Source organism: Verrucomicrobiia bacterium, assembly GCA_026414565.1.
In the GTDB taxonomy this organism is placed as follows: Bacteria; Verrucomicrobiota; Verrucomicrobiia; order Limisphaerales; family Fontisphaeraceae; genus Fontisphaera.
In genome coordinates this window covers 192,569-210,843 of sequence record JAOAIT010000053.1, presented here as the reverse complement: position 1 = coordinate 210,843, position 18,275 = coordinate 192,569, and the positions used below count along the sequence as shown (strand labels likewise).

General features: G+C 61.5%; 13 protein-coding genes. 6 read left to right on the top strand and 7 right to left on the bottom strand.

Annotation, left to right across the window (positions count from 1 at the left end; all coding sequences use genetic code 11):
* The first annotated feature begins 2 nt into the window (after nt 1–2).
* The gene (locus N3J91_12715) at nt 3–1,079 is read left to right on the top strand and encodes a nickel-dependent hydrogenase large subunit (GenBank protein ID MCX8157287.1); all 1,077 of its coding nucleotides are present in this window, start codon (nt 3–5) and stop codon (nt 1,077–1,079) included.
* Between the two features lie 9 nt (nt 1,080–1,088).
* Nucleotides 1,089–1,418: a 4Fe-4S binding protein gene (locus N3J91_12710; GenBank protein ID MCX8157286.1), complete on the top strand. Its 330-nt coding sequence runs from the start codon at nt 1,089–1,091 to the stop codon at nt 1,416–1,418.
* On the opposite strand, the gene N3J91_12705 is transcribed toward N3J91_12710, so the two are convergent.
* Together N3J91_12705 and N3J91_12700 are read right to left on the bottom strand one after the other, a co-directional pair.
* A complete protein-coding gene (locus N3J91_12705; GenBank protein MCX8157285.1) occupies nt 1,415–3,787 on the bottom strand; it encodes a hypothetical protein in 2,373 nt (790 codons plus the stop codon). The two genes, N3J91_12710 and N3J91_12705, sit on opposite strands and share 4 nt — an antisense overlap.
* A gap of 132 nt (nt 3,788–3,919) precedes the next feature.
* Nucleotides 3,920–6,871, bottom strand: coding sequence for a hypothetical protein (locus tag N3J91_12700; GenBank protein ID MCX8157284.1), 2,952 nt, complete (start codon nt 6,869–6,871; stop codon nt 3,920–3,922).
* A gap of 103 nt (nt 6,872–6,974) precedes the next feature.
* On the opposite strand from N3J91_12700, the gene proB reads away from it, so the two are divergent.
* From proB to N3J91_12685, 3 genes are read left to right on the top strand one after another with little or no spacing between them, the layout of a single operon-like run.
* Complete coding sequence (proB, locus tag N3J91_12695) at nt 6,975–8,054, top strand: glutamate 5-kinase (GenBank protein ID MCX8157283.1); 1,080 nt, start codon at nt 6,975–6,977, stop codon at nt 8,052–8,054.
* Nucleotides 8,055–8,081: 27 nt separating this feature from the next.
* Nucleotides 8,082–9,197 (top strand): S-methyl-5-thioribose-1-phosphate isomerase, encoded by a 1,116-nt coding sequence (mtnA, locus tag N3J91_12690; GenBank protein MCX8157282.1) that lies wholly within the window; start codon nt 8,082–8,084, stop codon nt 9,195–9,197.
* A 10-nt stretch (nt 9,198–9,207) separates the two neighbouring features.
* Nucleotides 9,208–9,720 carry a hypothetical protein gene (locus N3J91_12685; protein ID MCX8157281.1) on the top strand — a complete coding sequence of 171 codons (513 nt, stop codon included), beginning with the start codon at nt 9,208–9,210 and terminating at the stop codon, nt 9,718–9,720.
* Here the strand turns inward: N3J91_12685 and N3J91_12680 are convergent.
* Complete coding sequence (locus N3J91_12680) at nt 9,699–10,526, bottom strand: sugar phosphate isomerase/epimerase (protein MCX8157280.1); 828 nt, start codon at nt 10,524–10,526, stop codon at nt 9,699–9,701. The two genes, N3J91_12685 and N3J91_12680, sit on opposite strands and share 22 nt — an antisense overlap.
* A gap of 105 nt (nt 10,527–10,631) precedes the next feature.
* On the opposite strand from N3J91_12680, the gene N3J91_12675 reads away from it, so the two are divergent.
* A complete protein-coding gene (locus N3J91_12675; GenBank protein MCX8157279.1) occupies nt 10,632–11,357 on the top strand; it encodes a PTS sugar transporter subunit IIA in 726 nt (241 codons plus the stop codon).
* On the opposite strand, the gene N3J91_12670 is transcribed toward N3J91_12675, so the two are convergent.
* Genes N3J91_12670 through N3J91_12655 form a run of 4 tightly spaced genes read right to left on the bottom strand, consistent with a single transcriptional unit; the run spans nt 11,344 to nt 18,273 of the window.
* Nucleotides 11,344–12,357: an L-histidine N(alpha)-methyltransferase gene (locus N3J91_12670; protein ID MCX8157278.1), complete on the bottom strand. Its 1,014-nt coding sequence runs from the start codon at nt 12,355–12,357 to the stop codon at nt 11,344–11,346. The genes N3J91_12675 and N3J91_12670 overlap by 14 nt on opposite strands.
* A gap of 2 nt (nt 12,358–12,359) precedes the next feature.
* Complete coding sequence (locus tag N3J91_12665; GenBank protein ID MCX8157277.1) at nt 12,360–15,569, bottom strand: efflux RND transporter permease subunit; 3,210 nt, start codon at nt 15,567–15,569, stop codon at nt 12,360–12,362.
* On the bottom strand, nt 15,566–16,798 hold the full coding sequence (locus tag N3J91_12660; GenBank protein MCX8157276.1) for an efflux RND transporter periplasmic adaptor subunit: 1,233 nt from the start codon (nt 16,796–16,798) through the stop codon (nt 15,566–15,568). Before N3J91_12660 ends, N3J91_12665 begins: the two co-directional genes overlap by 4 nt.
* Nucleotides 16,795–18,273 carry an efflux transporter outer membrane subunit gene (locus tag N3J91_12655; GenBank protein MCX8157275.1) on the bottom strand — a complete coding sequence of 493 codons (1,479 nt, stop codon included), beginning with the start codon at nt 18,271–18,273 and terminating at the stop codon, nt 16,795–16,797. Before N3J91_12655 ends, N3J91_12660 begins: the two co-directional genes overlap by 4 nt.
* Nucleotides 18,274–18,275: the final 2 nt, after the last annotated feature.

The following is an 18,275-nucleotide window of genomic DNA, read 5'->3' as shown; positions in this document are numbered from 1 at the left end:
TTATGGCTCACACCGTCATTCCTTTTGGCCCGCAACATCCGGTGCTGCCGGAGCCGATTCATCTGGATCTCGTGATTGAAGATGAGCGCGTGGTGGAAGCGGTGCCCTCGATTGGTTTCATTCACCGCGGCCTGGAGAAGCTGGTGGAAAAGAGGGACTACCAGGAATTTGTCTATGTGGCCGAGCGGGTGTGCGGGATTTGCAGTTTTATTCATGGCCAGACCTTCTGCCACGCCGTGGAGGAGCTGATGCAAATCCCGGTCCCGCCGCGGGCCCAGTACTTGCGGGTCATTTGGGGGGAAATGTCGCGGATTCACAGTCATTTGCTGTGGCTGGGGCTGACGGCCGACGCCTTTGGCTTTGAGGCCCTGTTTATGCATGCCTGGCGCGTGCGCGAGCGCCTCCTGGACTTGATCGAGGCCACCACGGGCGGCCGCGTGATTTTCGGCTCCTGCAAAATCGGGGGGGTCAGGCGGGACATTCCCCAAGACCAAATGCAGGTGATCCTTGCGGAATTGCAGGCGCTGGAATCGGACATGCGGGACATTGTGAAGGTGTTTCTGGACGATTCCTCAGTCAAGGATCGGTTGTGCGAAGTGGGCGTGCTAAGCCGGGAGGAGGCTTATGATTTGGGCTGTGTCGGCCCCATGCTCCGGGCCAGCGGTGTGGCCCAGGACACCCGCCTCCGCGGTTACGCGGCCTACGGCGAGCTGGACTTTGCGCCGATAACCCGCACCGAGGGCGATTGTTACGCACGCTGCGCCGTGCGATGTGAGGAATTATTCCAGAGCGTGGATTTAATCCGGCAGGCCGCGGCCCGGATGCCGGAAGGGGAAATCAGCGTCAAGGTCACTGGCAATCCTAAAGGCGAGTTTACGGCGCGCACCGAGCAGCCGCGCGGGGAAGTCATTTATTACATCAAGGCCAACGGCACCAAAAACCTGGAGCGTTTCCGGGTGCGCACGCCCACCTTTGCCAATTTGCCTGCGCTGCTCAAGATTTTGCAGGGATGCGAACTGGCCGATGTGCCGGTGCTGGTGCTGACCATTGATCCCTGCATCAGTTGTACCGAGCGTTGAGGTGGTTTTATGGCGTATTTTACCATGGCCAAACTGGCCCTTAAATGGGCCATCCAACCGCCGGTGACCCGGCGGTATCCGTTCACGCCCCGCCGTGCCCTGCCCAACAGCCGGGGGCAACTGGTGTTCATTAAAGACAAGTGTGTGTACTGCACGGTTTGTGCCAAGAAATGTCCCACCCGGGCGCTGACGGTGAATCGGGCGGCCAAGAAATGGGGCATCGAGCGGCTGCAATGCATCTCCTGCGGCTACTGCGTGGAGGTGTGTCCCAAGCATTGCCTGGAGCTGAATACCGATCACGGCAAACCCACCGTGACCAAGGACAAGGAAACTTACTAATACGCCACCCAGCGCAGGTTGCGGAGGGTATAACGCACACGCTGGGAGGGCGTGCTGACGCCAATTTTCACCGCATCGAGGTTTTGCGGATTCAGTTTGCCGTCCGGGTCAGGGGGTGACCAGCCCGTGCCAAAGACCGCTTCGCGAAACAAGGCCGCAGTCTCAATGGTTTCACCTGTTTTGGGCATCACAGTGACTTCAGAAACATAACTGGCGCCATTGGACTCGCGCCAAATGACGCGAAATTTGCCCTCCCCTTCGTGGACGGTTAATTCAAAGGCCAGCCCGGTCGCACCGTCGGGCGGGCGCTCTCCTGCAATCAAATCCAAGCGCGGATACACCCAGCGGTCAGTCCCACCGGGTTGGGCCTGCACGTTGATGCCATTGGGGGTGGCCGCCAAACGAAGCTCGCCGTTGCCCGAGATCTCTCCGGCCCAACGGCCAATATCCCCTGCCCCGTTCAAGGTGAGGAGCGTTATCCGGTCAAAACGGGGCGGATAAGGCATGATGTTAAAACTTAATACCGGCTGCCCCGCGGCACCAAACTGGCCCTCCAGGCGCACCGTTTCCACCATGCGGGCGGGCTTGTCTCGCAAGTCCAGGCGCAAGGGGATTTCGCGCCGCTCCATGGGGGCCAGTTCCAGTCGCAGAGGCCAGGCGCCTGACACAGCCGGCGCAAGCCATTCCCCCCCGCGCTTCAACGCCAACGATCCCCGTACAGGGCGCTCGGAGAAATTATAGGCGAATAAGGACAGCGTTTCCGGGCGCTCAGCCGAGACTTTAGCGGCAGATTTGGCCAATACGGTCTGCTCAGCACTCAGCAGCAACTGCAACACCACCGGCGAGGGCTTGCCCGGTAAAAACGGCGGCGTTTTGGGCGGCGGCTCAAAACGCCAGGGGCCCCGCTTATTCAAAGCAATAAAAAGCGGCGCAGGTGTGAGCCGATGCTCGGCGGTAACACGGCGCTGCCGCCCCAGGTGGTCCCATACCGCGTCGGCCATACAAACAAACGGGATTTCGCCACTGCGCGCCCAGGCCACCAGGATCTCCCTCTCCTGGCCGTTCGGCCGCGCTTTGAACAGGTAGGCCACCGCATTGGTGGGGCCGTTGCTTAGACGCCCCAGCGGCCTGGCCTCCGCCAGCAGGCGGCCGACGGCAGCCAGCGAGACATAGGCCGGACGAGGCGTGAGATCGGGCCGTAAAATGCCAAACTGCGTCTGCCCTTCCACGTAATGAGGCAGCAAGAAATAAAAAACCGCCGCCGGGTTTTCATGCAGGGCCGCAGCAAAGGTTTTGACCAGTCGCTCGGACTGATCCCATAGATTTTCATCGGGCAGCTCTTTGAGGGAGGGATCCCCCGCCCACTTCACCGGCATGGCACATTCCGTGACCCACAGGAGGCGCCCGCCACTGACCGCACGGTGATCCGCATACAAGGCCGGATAGCGCTCGTAAGGTTCATAGTGATGGAAATTGTAGGTATCAAAATAAGGCCAGGCGGCGTTGGCATGAAAATCCTCCAACTGGGCCGGCCGGTGGTGGGCCCAGACATTCAGGCAGGCAATGGCTTGGGGGTTGCCGGCTTTGATGCCCAGATAGGCGGCTTTTTGCAGGGAGGCCATCTCGCTGCCCGTGTGGCCGCCAAATACTTCAATATCCGCCTCATTCCACGGCTCAAAGGCGAGCACCTGCCCGCGCCACCGCCGGGCCAGCTCGCGTTGGAATCGGTAAGCATCCCGCAAATCCACTGGAAAACGCGCGCTGACCGGATTGGCCCAGGCGGGCGAATGATGATGCACCTGCAGGACACGCAAACCCGCGGCCGATTGCGCCCGGGCGCTTTGATCGTAGCGCGTCGTCGCGGCAAACTGGCCGCGCTCCGGCTCTAGTTCGCGCCAGGTCATTCGGTCGCGCACCCAGTTTACCCCGGCCAACGCACACAAACGGGCCGCCGCATCCATTTTATCCGGTGGATAAAACCAGGCCATGGCAACATCGAGAGCAATCGGCGAACGCGGGGAAACTGGAGCTTTCAGCGGCTCAATGACCGCCAGCGAGGTCCACACGCCCGGGGCCGCGTTGGTGGCGCGCAATCGGTAAAAACCCACCGGCAGACGCCCCAGCAGGGCCCGTCCTTCACGAGTAACAACCGGCACACGGGTCTCATCACGATAGCTACACAGCTCCCAACCCTGACCCCCGGCGGGCAAGGAAACCACAACTTCCTCGCCGGTTAGAAACACATTGCCCGGCGGTGGTACAACTGCGGGACCCGCCGGTGCCGCGCCTGCATCCAGGCCGCCCACGCAAAAAGCCGCCGCCATCAAAAATCCGCGCAAACAAAGGCGATACAAGGTGTGGGTGGTCATATACACGTAGTTTCTGGTTGTAGCGTCTTACGCTATGGCTGTCCACCAAATCAGGACGCAGGCACGTCAGCAGGTCACTTCTTCGAGGCTTAGGCTCCCTCGGCCCCCCTTGTCTCTCCCGACACCACCTGGTTATCGTTGCGACGGTTCCCGTGACCAGCGCAACCCGGGGGTCTTGCCGGCGGCCAGCACCTCCCAGTACTCGCCTTTTACCGCCTCATAAATACCGTGGAGACCGCGCGCGTCACGATCACGCTCCACCAATATCCAGTAATTCGGCGGTGGTGGCTTGGCGGCGCGCATGAATTTGACGCCCTCCGTGCGGATCACACGGGTGATTTCCCGATCGGTCCCATCAGGATTCACGATGCCGTAATCGCTGTTCTCATAAAGGCGGTAGCCCCCCGGATACCACCAGAAATAAACCCCATCGGCGCCGGACTCGATGAGCATACGATAAAAATCACGATAATATTGCGCGGTAAAAGCCAGTTTTCCCGGACTGGGCGACATCGTGTTCATGTCCCACACACTGTTGCCCATCTCGGCCCACACCAACGGCAGCCGCGGATTGCACAGGTGCGCGTAGGCGGCGGTGAAGTGTCCGGGCCGCACCTTCTCCCAATCGCCAATCCGGCCGTAGGCTTCCGGCTCCCACAAATCCACGGCCTCACGCAGACCATAGAAATCGTAAGGCAGCAGACCCGGCCAGTTATGCGTGGGATCGCCCGACATCTGCATACGAAAACTAACCAGGTGATGGGGGTCAATGGACTTGACCAGGCGCCGTGCCTCGGCATAACGGCCGCCCACCAGTTCGTCCAAAAAAAGGCGGTAATCGGCCGCCATTTTCCTCCAGGGGCCATCCTTGAACAAATGCTCCGGGCCGGGCACATCAAGGCTTCCCTCAATCTTGGGCGCCGGAAAGGCCCACGCGGTTTCGGCGCGGGCCAAATCGCCGTAATGGCGCTGCACCCATTGGCGCCACTCCTGCGAGTAATGGCGGCGCTGGTAGTTGTGATCGTAATGGCTCGGTTCCCAGGCCAGATCGTAGGCCCAAATAATGTCGTGCTGGGCAAGCCGGAAATATTCAATGAGCGCTTTCATTTCGTTCCATCGAAATTCCATGGGAGTACCCGGCCGCAGCGATTGGTTCACTTTCAACCCCAACTGCTCGCAGCGACGCAGGAAATCCAACAGATGCCCGCCGTCGAGGGAGCGGTAATAAATGAAGGCGCTGACACTGTTAAGGCCCATGCCGCGGATGCGCTCCAAATCCCGTTGGACCACCTCCGGATCATATCCCCCCCGCCCAATCCAATGCTCGAAATAATCATGTGGCAGCGCAATGCCGGTGGCCGGCATGTAATTGACACCATGGGCCTTCCAAGGCCGTCCCTGCCAATACAACCGGCCCTCTTTCGCCTGCACGTAAGCCGGCCGCGCAGGCGGTTGCCAGACGTGCAGCTCGTGTTGCAAACGGTCCACAACTCGCCCCTGCACCGTGAGTTCCGCCGTCAACCGGCAGCCTTCCAGCGGCCAATATGCCGGCGCCTGTCCCGCCGTCAGCGCAACCACCGCCTGGGGCGCCAGGTTGGTCTGCCAATCTTGGTCAAACCAGGTCCTGCGGCTTTTCAACGTCTCAGCTCGCAGGTTGATTTTGATCTCCACGGGGCCTCCCCAGTTGGCCACCGTTGCCCCCAGCCGGGTGGATTGATTGGTGAAAACAGTGAAAAGCTCAGCGCCGCCATCTTTGAAAAACACCCCGCGGCGCATGGCCGCTAGCACTTGAGGAAGCCAGGCGCGCATTTCTTTTTGCCGATAAAAAGAGGGGGCCTCCGGGGTGAAAACGACTCTCAGGCTGCCGGCATAAGGCCCCTGAAAAAAACTCATCCACGCCCCCAATGCACCGCGGTGCTCCCCAGTGCGCGCGTCGCGGGCCTCCAACAACGGCTGCCAGCGCCACGGCCGGCGCTGGTCATAACCTTCGCCTTGCTGGCGGGGATGCAGCGCGTACACACCCGCCGGCAAAGGCTGGGAAAGCCGCAGCGGCCCGGCCAGCCCCAAATCCGCCGGAGTCTGCACGATTACCGCGGTTTGCACGGGATAGAACAAATAATCAGGACAAAGCCCCTCCAGGTGCGGATGATTCACAAAGCCGGGCGCCGGCACCTCGCCAAAGGGATTCGGGGCCGTGCCCCAATCATCCAGCCAGAATTCGTGCTGCCGTCCCTCCAAGGTAGTGTGACTCTGAGCGATGCCCACCGTGAAACGCACGGCCTGCGCCGGATTGAAGTGTGCCTGTGGCCCCGCTCGTGAAGGCGGCGGCTGCCATGGTTTGAAAGCTTCCGGCGGCAGGGCATACTGCTGCCATTGCGTGGAAAGATTCACGGTGGCAATCCACCGCGAGCCATCGGCCTCCACCCATTCCACCGCGAGCTGTTTGGTGGCGGGCGCCCCGCGCGCGCGAAAACAAGTTAAAGTATGGCCGGCAGGAAATGGCTGGGACAAGGGGGGCGAGCTCAGGATGTCCCAGCCGGTAAAATCCTCGATACGCACGTGCAAGCCGGGGTTGCCGGCGTCCTTCGCAATCGCCCACTGCATGGGCGCTTCAGGTGTATTGCTGGCTCGGCGCCAACTGGTCAAATCGCTTTGCGAGAAATCGTTGAGAATGCGACTTGGCGGCTGGCGATTGAGGATGGCCTCATATTCGCCCCGGCCCAACCATTGGTCGCCCACCTTGAAAAGTCCCGGTTTCCAGGCCGGCACACCAAAAGCGGCCAGACGTCCGCCCCGCTTCAAGAAGGCATCCACGGCGGTCACTGCTGCGGCAGGCAGACGACGAGCCTGGGGCAAGATCAGCAACTGGCCGGCTGGGGGCAGCGTAGAGGGATTGGTCAACTGGGTCAGCCCCACCCACTGAGCTGCATAACCCGCGGCCGCTGCGTGGCCGGCCAGCTCCTGGGCCCACGATTCATCGTAGCCCATGCCCGCCTGGTAAAACACAGCGGCCCGCTCGGCGCCGTGGACAAAGCAGGCAAGGCCCAGCAACAAACCAAGGCCAACACATCGCGGTCGAGACATGGCCCCACCATCGCGACATCCGCCCACAGCGTCAAGTCTGCCGGCAGGAACGGCATGAAGGCTTCCTCGACAAGGCCAGGCCAAATCTGTTAGGACTGGGGCGATGCGAGCAAAGGTTTTACAAAACATCACCCGCATCGTGGTGAAATTGGGCACGGGCATCTTAACCAATGCCGCCCGGCAGCCGGATGCCGCCCAGATGGAGCAGTTGACCCGGCAGGTGGCTCTTTTGCGCAAATCAGGCAAAGAAGTGGTCATGGTCTCCAGCGGGGCTGTGGGCGCCGGCATGGGCGTGCTGGGATTTGCCCGGCGTCCCACGGAGCTGGCTGATTTGCAGGCCTGCGCGGCGGTGGGACAAAGCCGCCTGATGGCAGCCTACGAGTCGTTTTTCAGCCGGGAGGGGCTGGCTGTGGCACAAGTGCTGTTAACGCACGATGATTTGGAGGATCGCGAGCGCCATCTCAACGCCCGCAATACGCTGCTGGCCCTGCTGCGTCACCCCAACATCGTTCCCATCATCAACGAAAACGACGCCGTCTCGGTCACGGAGCTGAAATTTGGCGACAACGATAAGCTGTCCGCGCTGGTCGCCACACTGCTGCCAGCGGACTTGTTGGTAATTCTGACGTCGGTGGACGGCGTGATCGAGAACTTTGGCAAACCCAATGCACGCACCTTGTCCCTCATCGAAAACATTGACGCCTCGCTGGAGCGCCTGGCCGGCGGCACGGACAGCGAGACCGCCGTGGGGGGCATGAAAACCAAGATCCAGGCTGCACGCATCGTTGTGCGTTCCGGCATTCCGCTGGTGATTGCCTCGGGGCGGAAGAAAAATACCCTGCAGAACATTTTGCAAGGTTTGAATGAAGGCACGCTTTTTGTGCCCAAACCCTCCAAATTGACCGGGCGCAAGCGTTGGATTGCCTTTTTCCATCATCCCCGCGGTTCGTTGTTGGTGGACGACGGCGCCAAAAAAAGTCTGCGGGAAAATGGGCGCAGCCTCCTGCCGGCCGGCATTGCCCGCTGTGAAGGGGATTTCCACGCCGGCGAGGTGGTGCGCATTTGTGATCTGGACGGCACGGAATTTGCCCGCGGCATCAGCCGTTTTCCCGCGGATCAAATCCGCGCCCGGCAGTGCGGACGCACCGAGGTGGTACACCGCGATGACATGGTGATCCTCTAAAGCGGCCTCCTTCGCCCCAGACTTAGCATGAAGGTTCAACTGCACGGCCAGGTTCAGCAATATCGCACCGTCAGTTTTGACGTTCAACGCAATGTGGTGCGGCTGATTGACCAGCGCCTGCTTCCCCATGAATTCCGCCTGGTGGAGCTGAAGGATTACCAGGAAACTGCGCAGGCCATCAAAGACATGGTGGTGCGGGGGGCGCCGGCGATTGCCGCCACGGCGGCCTACGGTCTGGCTCAAGGGGTGCGTGCCTTTCAGGAAAACCAGGGAGTGCCGCTCGCCGACTATGTGCATCATGTGGAAAACACCCTGGCCAGGGCGCGGCCCACCGCCGTGGACCCTCAGAATGCCATCCAAACAGTTCTGCGCTTCATGAAGGCTGGCCGTTCCTTGGCCGAGCAGCAGGCGCTCGCGCTCCAGGTCGCCGAGCAGTTTGCACAAGCCAGTGTGGAGGAGTGCCTGGCCCTTGGCCGCCACGGCGCCCCCCTGATCAAGGAGGGCATGCGGATTCTCACCCATTGCAACGCCGGCTGGCTGGCCTGTGTGGATGTGGGCACCGCCACCGCGCCGCTGTATGCCGCGCACCAGGCGGGGAGGAGATTCCATGTATTCTGCGACGAAACCCGCCCCCGCTGCCAGGGGGCAAGTTTAACGGCCTGGGAATTGCATCAGGAAGGCATCTCCCATGAGGTCATTGCGGACAATGCCGCCGGCCATTTGATGCAGCGCGGCGAGATTGACCTGGTCATTGTGGGCAGCGATCGCACGTTGGGGCGCACCGGACAGGTGGCCAACAAAATTGGCACCTACACCAAGGCCGTCCTGGCGCATCGCCACAACATCCCCTTCTACGTGGCCATTCCCCTGTCCACCCTGGACTGGCGCATGAAGGATGGACTGGCCATTCCCATTGAAGAACGGGAGGAGGAGGAGGTTTTGGGGGCGTGGGGTGTGCCGCCCGGAAAACCAGCGGATCAGCGTTGTTATGTGCGCATTGCCAACCCGGGCAGCCACGCCCGCAATCCCGGATTCGATGTTACTCCCCCCGAGCTGATCACAGGCATTATTACGCCGGTGGGAATTTTCCGTCCCCAAGAGTTGTGGGAGAATCGTCACCGGCTCGGCGGCCCGGTGGAATAAGCATCCAGGCATGCAACCCTCCTCCTTCAGACGTCAGGTGCTGGTCATTGCCGCCGTCACGCTGGCCTTTTACGTGGCCGCCTTCTACGGCATCGAGTGGTGGCGGGAAAGGTTGGGACCGTGGGAAGTGACCTTTCTCAGCGCTTCCAATCGTCCCCCCGCCCTGGTCATTCACCAGAGCCGGTTGGGTATTGAAAAAGTCGAGGTGGTCTTCGAGGGGGAGACCGCGGCCCCCACCAATGTCGTGATGCGTTTTGACCAACCCCAACGCGCTGTTCCCTGGGGCACAGTGGTGCACCAGGACCCGGTCAAATTTCCGGGGGTGGTCACGCTGCAGGTGTTTGGGCATGAAGTGGAAATGATGCCCCGCGTCCTCTCCCTGAACCGCCGGGCCGTTCCATGGAGTCCGCAGGCAACCCATCGCCTGGCGCCCCAAGATAAATTACCCCCCGAGCAGCTCATCCGGAAGAAGTTCAAGCGCGAATTGGGGCTGCCGCCCGCTCACACCGCTGCTGGTTCCTGAAACACCTGCCGCAGGTATTCCAGGCTGCGGGTGGCAATCACGTCCGCCCCCTCTTCAAATTTGAAGACCTCCACTGAAACCCAGCCGTCGTAGCCCACCTCACGCAGCGCGGCGGCGATGGGGCGGAAATCCGTGTCGCCAAATCCCGGCCCCTTGAGATTCCGGTCATTGGCATGGAAATAAACAAACTCGCCTTTGGATTCCCGGATAATCTGCGGGATGGGCTTGGTTTCACCGCACATCGCCTTGACATCCAGAATGATTTTCATGGCGGGGCTGTGAAATTGATGCGCAAAACGAATGGCATCCTCCGCCCGGTTGACAAAATTCGTCTCCATGGGCGCCAGCGGCTCAAAACATACGGTCACCGCGCGATCCTCGGCCGCTTTTACCGCCGGGCGCAGGCATTCGGTGGCCCACTCCCAGGCTTGCTCAAAAGTCACACCCGGCAACAGGCTCCGCTGTTTGGGAGAACCAAGCACCACCACCTTGCCCCCCAAATCCGCGCAGAACTTGACCAGCTCCACAAAATACTGGGAGGTCTTGCGGCGCACTTCCTCCTCCGGGCTGGTGAGATACATGCCTTCCGCCCCCACCAGCACCCAATGTATGCCGGTCAGAACGAGGCCATGTTTTTGGGCCATTTCACGCACCCGTTGACGCTCCCCGGGCGAGACCTGTGTCACATAATTGCCCATGGTAAAGGGAGCAATTTCAAAGCCCTCGTAACCGGTCTTTTTCGCATGCGCCATGGCATCCTCCATGGCCCAGCCCTGGTAGATTTCGTTGCAAATGGCGAAGCGCATGGAAGCAACATGAAATGCAGCGGGCAGGGTGACAAGCGTAAAAGCGCAGACAACAGCCGGAAATTTCAACTGGCCAGCCCTGCGGGCTGAAGGCATCATGGCTCCATGCCGTTTCGTGAAATGAGCCTGAATGAAGTGGCTGACTACCTGCACCTGCAACCGCAGGACGTGGAAACCCTGGTCAAACGCCAGGAAATTCCCCACGAAAAACGCGGCGGGCGCATTATCTTCCGGCGGGCCGAAGTGGACGCCTGGGCCTCGCAACGCATCTTGGGACTGGAGGCCAAACCTTTGAAGGAATACCACGCCCGCAGCACAGCCGCCACGCGCAGACTGGTGCCCGGCGAAGAACTCATGCCGTGGCTGGTCAAGCCGGCTTACGTGGCCCCGAATTTGAAGGGAAAAACGCGTTCCTCCATTCTGCGCGAGCTTGTCAAACTGGCCGATGCCACAGGTCTGGTTTCCGATCCCGAGGAGTTGCTCAAGAGTCTGGAGGAGCGGGAAGCGCTCTGCCCCACCGGCCTGCCCGGCGGTCTGGCCGTGCCGCACCCGCGGCATCACCTCCCTTATATGTTTACCGACTCCTTTCTACTAGTCGCCCGCAGTGTGCAGGACATTCCATTTGGGGCACCCGACGGCGAGCCTACCCGTTTGTTTTTTCTTCTGGCCTGCCAGGACGAGCGACTGCACCTTCACACCCTGGCCCGCATCTGCCTGATGGCGCAAAAAACCGGCTTGGTGGCACAATTGCTGGAGGCACCGGATGCAGAAACGATGTACCAAAGTCTAGTTGCCTGCGAGAAGGAGGCCCTTCAGCTTAAAAACGATTAGGGAGGATTCTTCCCTGCCTCCCGACACAAAGAAAAACACCTTCTTCCCCAGTTGAATCAAGCCAAGATTCAACCCTCGTTTGTCCCAGGGGCTGCAACAGTTCCTCCACTTGGGAGGTGGTATAACGAAAGGAAGAAAACAGCCGCAAACGCGCCATTGCTTCAAAATGGAAAGGGATTTCCCCCACCACCAAATCCAGAGGTTGCAGGCATTGCCAGTTGGCCACAATCGCCCATACCGATGGACAGCCAGACAATATCTCAACCTGGAAATGAAGGCGTCCCGCTTCGCCGGGCACACCCAGATCTTCCAGCAAGAGGCCCAGCCATTGGCGGGTTGGCTCATTGTCATACTGCGGCAGGACCTGTTGCAGGCTGACGGCATGCCCGGGCTGGGGAATTAAATTGGCGCTCAGCAGCAACCAGGAATCAGGGGCCAGCCAGCGGGCCAGGACCTGCTGGACTTCCCTTGGCGGCAAAGTGGGCAGTAACCCGTAAAAGGTGATCACGCCCACGGCGCCGGACGGCACTTTGGGCTGCCACCAGGACCGCCAATCTTCCTCCGCGGTCAAATCGCACACGAGGGGAAAAAGTTTGCCACCTCGCGCCTGGATCAATGGCTGCACGGCCCGGGCCGCAGACAAAACCAGGGGCAGACTGATGTCCACCGGCGCATAATGAACGGTGAGGCCGCAATCCAGGCATGCCTGGACCAGCAATCTGTCCTTGAAGCCGCTGCCACACCCCAACCCGATAACCACCACCTCCCTTGCAGGTAGTTGCGCCGCAAGCCGGCCACTGGCATGCCGGTAATTGGCTGCGCCCCCCTCCTCCCGGTGGGCAGGTGAAAAAGCCTTGTGCAATTCAAGCCATTTCTGGGCCTGGCGCGGTGTTTCGTAATGCAAAGCCGCAGGGATGACCCGGTCTTTCAACGCTTGCTGCACAATCCCCTGCCGCACGCTGGGGCTTACGCTTTCGTGAATGTCGGCCGCCCAAAACATATCTAGACGGGCTGCGGCGGTTGAGAAGGCCCCCCCACGCCATTCAGCGGGGCAGTGCTTCCCGGCAAAATCCAGCGGCGCAGGTCATGGAAAATGACCGTCAACACCGGCACCAAAATCAATGAAACAAAAGTCGAGAAAATCACCCCAAACGCCAGCGAAACGGCCATGGGGATCAGGAATTTGGCCTGCAAACTTTTTTCCATGATGAGCGGGAAGAGGCCGGCAAAGGTGGTCAATGAGGTGAGCAAAATGGCCCGGAAGCGCGCCACCCCCGCCTGCCGGACTCCTTCGCTCACGCTATGCCCCTCCGCGCGATAGCGATTGATGAAATCCACCATCACCAGACTGTCATTGACCGCCACCCCTGCCAGCGCCACCAATCCGAACATGCTCAGAATGGTCAGGTCGAGCCCCATCAAAACGTGGCCATAGACCGCGCCCACAAACCCGAAAGGAATGGCCGCCATGATGATGAACGGTTGCAAGTAACTGGCCAAAGGAATGGCCAGCAACGCGTAGATCAACAATAGCGCCACAACCAGCCCACGCATCACCCCACCCAAGGTCTCGCCCTGTTCCCGTCGTTCGCCCTCAAAACTGAAGCGCACCGCCGGATGCTCGGCCAGGAGCTCGGGCAACACTCGATCCCGCAACTCACGGTTGATTTCATTGGCGTTGGCCTGACTGACGTCCACGTCCGCCGTTACGCTGATGGCGCGCTGCCGGTTGACCCGCGTAATGGTGGCAAAGCCCTGGCCGGGACGAGCCTCCGCCACTTGCGCGAAAGGCACTTCGACGCCACCAGGGGCCCGAATGCGCAATTCCTCCAGATCTCCCAACGAGCGTCGCGCCTGGGCTGGGTAACGCACCATGACCTTGACTTCATCACGTCCGCGTTGAATGCGCTGAGCCTCCTCGCCATAAAACGCCTGGCGCACCTGCCGCCCCAAATCACTCAGCGTCAACCCCAACGCCTCCGCCTCCGGTTTGATGCGCAGTTTGATTTCCTGTTTGCCGGCCCGATAGGTGTCTGAAATGTCCTTGACGCCGGTGAAGCCTGCCAGGCGTTCCTTGAATTGTTCCGCCACCTGGCGCAACTCCTCCATGTCCGGGCCGGAAAATTGCACGTTGATGGGATCGCCGGGAGTAAAGAGCGTGCCGGTAAAGGTCAGTTCCACCGCATCTGGAACAGGACCCGTCAGCTCCCGCCAGCGGTTGGCAATTTCCACGGCACTGATGGTGCGCTCCTCGGCCGGGGCCAGTTCAATCTGGATTTCGCCCAGATGGGCGCCGGTGATCTGGGCGGCAATCCGCCCCCCGCCCCGGCGCATGGCGGTCAGATAAGGCTGCTCGCCCACCGAGGCCATGATGTGCCGGAAAAGCCTGCGGGCCTCCTCGCCGCGCTCGCGCACCAGTTCCTCCTGCAACTTGAAAGCGGCGGCCTCAATTTTCCTGACGGTTTCCGCCGTCACCTCCGCCGGTGTGCCCAGGGGCATGGTGAGAAAGGCGGCCACGTTTTCCCCCTCCACACTGGGGAAGAAAACAAACTTGATGCGCCCCCCCACCACCAGCGCGGCGGTCACCACCAGCAGCATCAAGGCCGAGGCCAGCGTCAAATAACGCCAGCGCAGGCACCACTCCAGGGAGGGTTGATAAATACGCTTAATCCACCATTGGAGGGCGGCGTCCACCGCATTCTGTACCATCCGCCACAGCCCCCGCAGGCCGTGCACCTCGCCAAAATCTTTCGCGTGAATGTTCCTCAAGTGGGTAGGCAACACCAGGTAGGACTCCAACAAGGAAAAAAGCAGCACCGGAATGACAATCAGCGGAATGACCTTCATGATCTTGCCCGTATTGCCCGGCACGGTGGTCAGGGGGGCGAAGGCGGCCACGGTGGTCAGCACGCCAAAAAAAACCGGCACCATAACTTCCTGCGCCCCGCGAATGGCGCTCTGCAGCCCCTCATGCGAGCGGGACTGGTGGGTATAGATATTTTCGCCCACCACAATCGCATCATCCACCACAATGCCGAGCACCAGCACAAAGGCAAAAAGACTCAGCAAGTTGATGGTCACCCCCAGCCCGGGCAACACCCACAAAGCCCCCATGAACGAAAAGAAAATGCCAAAGGTGATCCACAAGGCCAGGCGCAGACGGATGAACAGCGCCAGCGTCACCACCACCAAAATCAAACTGGTGCGCGCGTTGCGCAAGAGCAGCTCCAGACGGCTGCGCAAATAGCGCGAATCATCCTGCCACACCGTCAGCCGTATGCCCTGCGGCATCTCCTGCTGCGCCCGCTCGACGTAAGCCTTTACCGTGTCGGCAATCTGGATGGCATCCTCCTCCCCCACGCGAAAGACCTGCACCAGCACCATCGGATCCCCGTCAAAACGGGCCGCCTGATCCGTCTCCGCAAAACCGTCCACCACCCGCGCCACCTCCCCCAGGAGCAGGCGTGTGCCGTCCGGGCGTGTGCGGAGCACCAGTTGTTCAAAATCGCGCCCGCGATAGCCCTGCCCTTTGGTGCGAAGAAGGATTTCCCCCCCGCGCGTCCGCAACGCCCCGCCCGGCACATCCAATGAGGAACGCCGCACGGCCTGCGCCACTTCGTCAAAACTCAGGCCATGCGCCCGCAACGCGGTTTCGCTTACCTCGATGCTGATCTCGTAGGGGCGGCTGTTGGCCAGCACCACCTCGGAAATGCCCGGCAGCGCCGCGATTTCATCCCGCACCCGCTCGCCCAGATGCTTGAGCGTGGCCTCGTCCGCGGCCCCCGCAATGGCCACATTGATCACCTGCTTGCGCATGGTCACCTCGCGGATGACCGGTTTCTCCGCTTCCAAGGGAAAGGTGTCTATTGCGTCCACACGCGCCTTGATGTCGTCCAGGGCTTTGCGCTGATCCGTGCCGGGCAACAACTCAATCGTGACCGCGCCCGCCCCTTCGGCTGCCGTGCTGGTGATCTTCTTGATCCCTTCCAAACCTTGGATGGCCTCTTCAATTTTAACGCATATCCCCTCCTCACATTCCTCCGGCGCAGCGCCCGGATAAACCACAGAAACCGTAATTAGATCCGAGTCAAATTCGGGGAAAATCTCCTTGCGCAGCGTCAGGGAGGTCATCAATCCGGCCACCATGACCACCAACGCCAGCAGGTTGGCCGCCACGCTGTTTCGTGCAAACCACTCGATGATCCGGTTCATGGCTGGGCGGAGGGCGTGGAGGATGCTCCCGCAAGGGCGAAGCGCACGCGCATGCCATTAACCGGCGCATCCAGCGCGGAAAGACACACCAGCTCGGCCGGATTCAAGCCGCGCACCAGGGCCTGCTCCCGGGTGGTCCGCACTACCGGCACTGCGCGAATTTCCAGCTCACCTTCACCGTCCCTGACACCGGCGCCATCCAGAGGCTGGAGCGGTTTAACCACCAACACTTGGGCTTCACCCCGCAGCGCAAAACGAGGAAGCTCGTACACGTTTTCAACCCTACGGCCCAGGATCTCGGCCTGCACAAATAATCCGGCAGGCAGAGGCGGTTTGGGGGAGGCTCCGGCCCGGCGTTGGTAGGGGTCTTCCACCCGTGCCACGGCCATCCACATCCGGGTCTGGGGATCTATCTGGCTTTCTGTGCGCACCACCCGGCCGGTCCAGGCGTGTTCGACTCCGCCAATCTGCCCGCGCAGCCGCACTTCGGGCATTTTGCCGGGGCTGGAGTAATCTTCTGGGGCCATGGGCAGTTCGACAAAAGCCAGTTGATCTACCGGAATAGGCAGGCGCACTTCCGCATAATCCACGGCCTGCAAGCGGCCCAAGGCGGTGCCCCGCACAACATATTGGCCGACGTCGGCGCTTTTGCTCAACACGCGCGCGGCAAACGGGGCCGTCACCCGTGTTTTTTCCAACTGCCATTGAGCCTCCTCCACCGCAGCCTTAGCCGCGGCCAGGGCGGCTTTTGCCTCAGCCAGTTGCGGCTCCCGCACCAGCAACGGCGGCGGCGGACCCTCGCCGTGCAACTCGCGCCATTCCTGCCGGGCCACCTGGGCTTCGGCTTCTTCGCGCACCAACCGCGCTTGGGCGGCGGTGACGTTGGCTTCGGCACGCACCAAGGCCAGCTCGTAATCCTTGGGATCCACCTGCAGGAGCACCTCGCCCTGCTCCACAAAACCACCCACCACCCAGGAGCGGGATACTGAGACAATGCGCCCCTCCACCTGCGCCGCGAGGGTTACCTCGGTGCGAGGCGTTACCACCCCCTGACTGTGAACGGACAACTGCATTTGCGTGGGCTGCACGACCAGCACGCGCACCAGGGGCGGCAGGCGTCGCGCCGGTTTCGGCTCGGGCTTTTTGCGAGTCTTGACAAGGTAGGCCGACACCCCCAAACCCGCCGTCAGCACCCCAAGGATTAAGCCAATGTGTAGTAATCTTTTCATCGTGGATTGAACCTCGGGCGGTCCTCTTTACGGTGAGAAGCCGGCTGCGACGGGGCAAGGGAAAATCCGCCGCCCAACGCCAGATGCAGATTGATGCGGTTCTCCCAAATGGCCCGCTGCACCGCCAGCCGCTGGCTCTGGCTGTTGATGACCTGCCGCTGGGCGGCCAGCACCGACAGGTAGTTCTCCAAACCGCTGACATACCGTTCCTCCGCCAGCCGCCAGGCGGCCTGGGCCTGCCGCATCTCCTCGGCCAGTTCCTGCTCGCGCGCCGCCAGTGGGGCGGCAACAGCCAGGGCCGTTTCCACTTCTGCAAAGGCCTGGAGCATGGTGCGGGCATATTCGGCCATCGCCTGCTCCGCACGCGCGCGGGCCTGGGCGGCTTCGGCGCGCAAACGTCCCCCCTCAAACAGGGGTTGCACCACATTGGCCGCCAGGGACCACACCTTGTAATCCAGATCGAGCAAATCCACCAAATCCCGCGTGCTCGTCCCCCCGGTGGTCGTCAAGGTGATGCGCGGATACAAGGCAGCTTTGGCTTGCAGCAAACGCGCATCTGCCGCCGCCAGACGGCGCTCGGCGGCGACTAAATCCGGACGCCGCTCCAACAACTCGGCAGGCAAACCGGCAGGCGGAGGAGGCGGGAGGGGCGGCAGGGCCTGTTCTACTTCAAACATCCCGCGCGGATAACGTCCCAACAAGATTTCCAATTGTCGGAGGGTGCGCTCATAAAGCGACTGACGCTCGGCCAGCGCCGCCCTGGCCGCGGCTTCATTAGCCAGGGCCAGGCGCAGGTCCGACTGGTTTGGGGCCAGGCCCTGATCATACCGGCGGCGCACCTGGGCGGTTGTCAACTGAAGATTGGTCACCGTTTGCCGGGCCAGGGCAACTTGTTGGGCAGCCTCTGTCGCCGCCAGCCATGCCCGGGCGGTTTGGGCGGCCAGCGACAGCTTGGCTGCCGCCAGCTCTGCCGCACTGGCCTGCACTTCAGCCAGGGCGGCCTGCCGCCCGGCTCGAATGCGGCCCCACAAATCCAACTCCCAACTCACACTAAAGGTGGCGCCATAGGATGTGGAGCGCGAGGTCAACACCCGGTTGCCCGCCCCGGGAATGGGCAGGCCGATGAAATTGCGTTCCTGACGGTTGGCACCAAAGTCAAAGCCGGCACGGGGCTGCATCGCCGCCCCGGCTATTCGTGCCTGGGCCACCGCCGCCTCCAACCGGGCCGCCGCCACCTTCAAATCCCAGTTGGCCAGCAATGCCTCCTCGACCACTGCCGCCAGTCCGGTGGCCCCCAAGGTTTGCCACCACACGTCGGTCACCGCAGAGCTCTCAGCCCCTCCGGCACTCCAGGCGGCGGGCACTTCCACCGGGGGGGGAGGGCGTTTGGGCGGTGCCGAAACCCGACAACCCAGCCCCAGGCACAGCAGGAGGAGCAGTGCCGGAGGCAACCCGAATGTGGCGCCGCCATGCATGG

Bases quoted from the DNA above. Each gene is read 5' to 3' on its own strand.
- N3J91_12715 (MCX8157287.1), top strand. From the start codon at position 3: ATGGCTCACACCGTCATTCCTTTTGGCCCGCAACATCCGGTGCTGCCG.
- N3J91_12710 (MCX8157286.1), top strand. From the start codon at position 1,089: ATGGCGTATTTTACCATGGCCAAACTGGCCCTTAAATGGGCCATCCAA.
- N3J91_12705 (MCX8157285.1), bottom strand. From the start codon at position 3,787: ATGACCACCCACACCTTGTATCGCCTTTGTTTGCGCGGATTTTTGATG.
- N3J91_12700 (MCX8157284.1), bottom strand. From the start codon at position 6,871: ATGTCTCGACCGCGATGTGTTGGCCTTGGTTTGTTGCTGGGCCTTGCC.
- proB (MCX8157283.1), top strand. From the start codon at position 6,975: ATGCGAGCAAAGGTTTTACAAAACATCACCCGCATCGTGGTGAAATTG.
- mtnA (MCX8157282.1), top strand. From the start codon at position 8,082: ATGAAGGTTCAACTGCACGGCCAGGTTCAGCAATATCGCACCGTCAGT.
- N3J91_12685 (MCX8157281.1), top strand. From the start codon at position 9,208: ATGCAACCCTCCTCCTTCAGACGTCAGGTGCTGGTCATTGCCGCCGTC.
- N3J91_12680 (MCX8157280.1), bottom strand. From the start codon at position 10,526: ATGCGCTTCGCCATTTGCAACGAAATCTACCAGGGCTGGGCCATGGAG.
- N3J91_12675 (MCX8157279.1), top strand. From the start codon at position 10,632: ATGCCGTTTCGTGAAATGAGCCTGAATGAAGTGGCTGACTACCTGCAC.
- N3J91_12670 (MCX8157278.1), bottom strand. From the start codon at position 12,357: ATGTTTTGGGCGGCCGACATTCACGAAAGCGTAAGCCCCAGCGTGCGG.
- N3J91_12665 (MCX8157277.1), bottom strand. From the start codon at position 15,569: ATGAACCGGATCATCGAGTGGTTTGCACGAAACAGCGTGGCGGCCAAC.
- N3J91_12660 (MCX8157276.1), bottom strand. From the start codon at position 16,798: ATGAAAAGATTACTACACATTGGCTTAATCCTTGGGGTGCTGACGGCG.
- N3J91_12655 (MCX8157275.1), bottom strand. From the start codon at position 18,273: ATGCATGGCGGCGCCACATTCGGGTTGCCTCCGGCACTGCTCCTCCTG.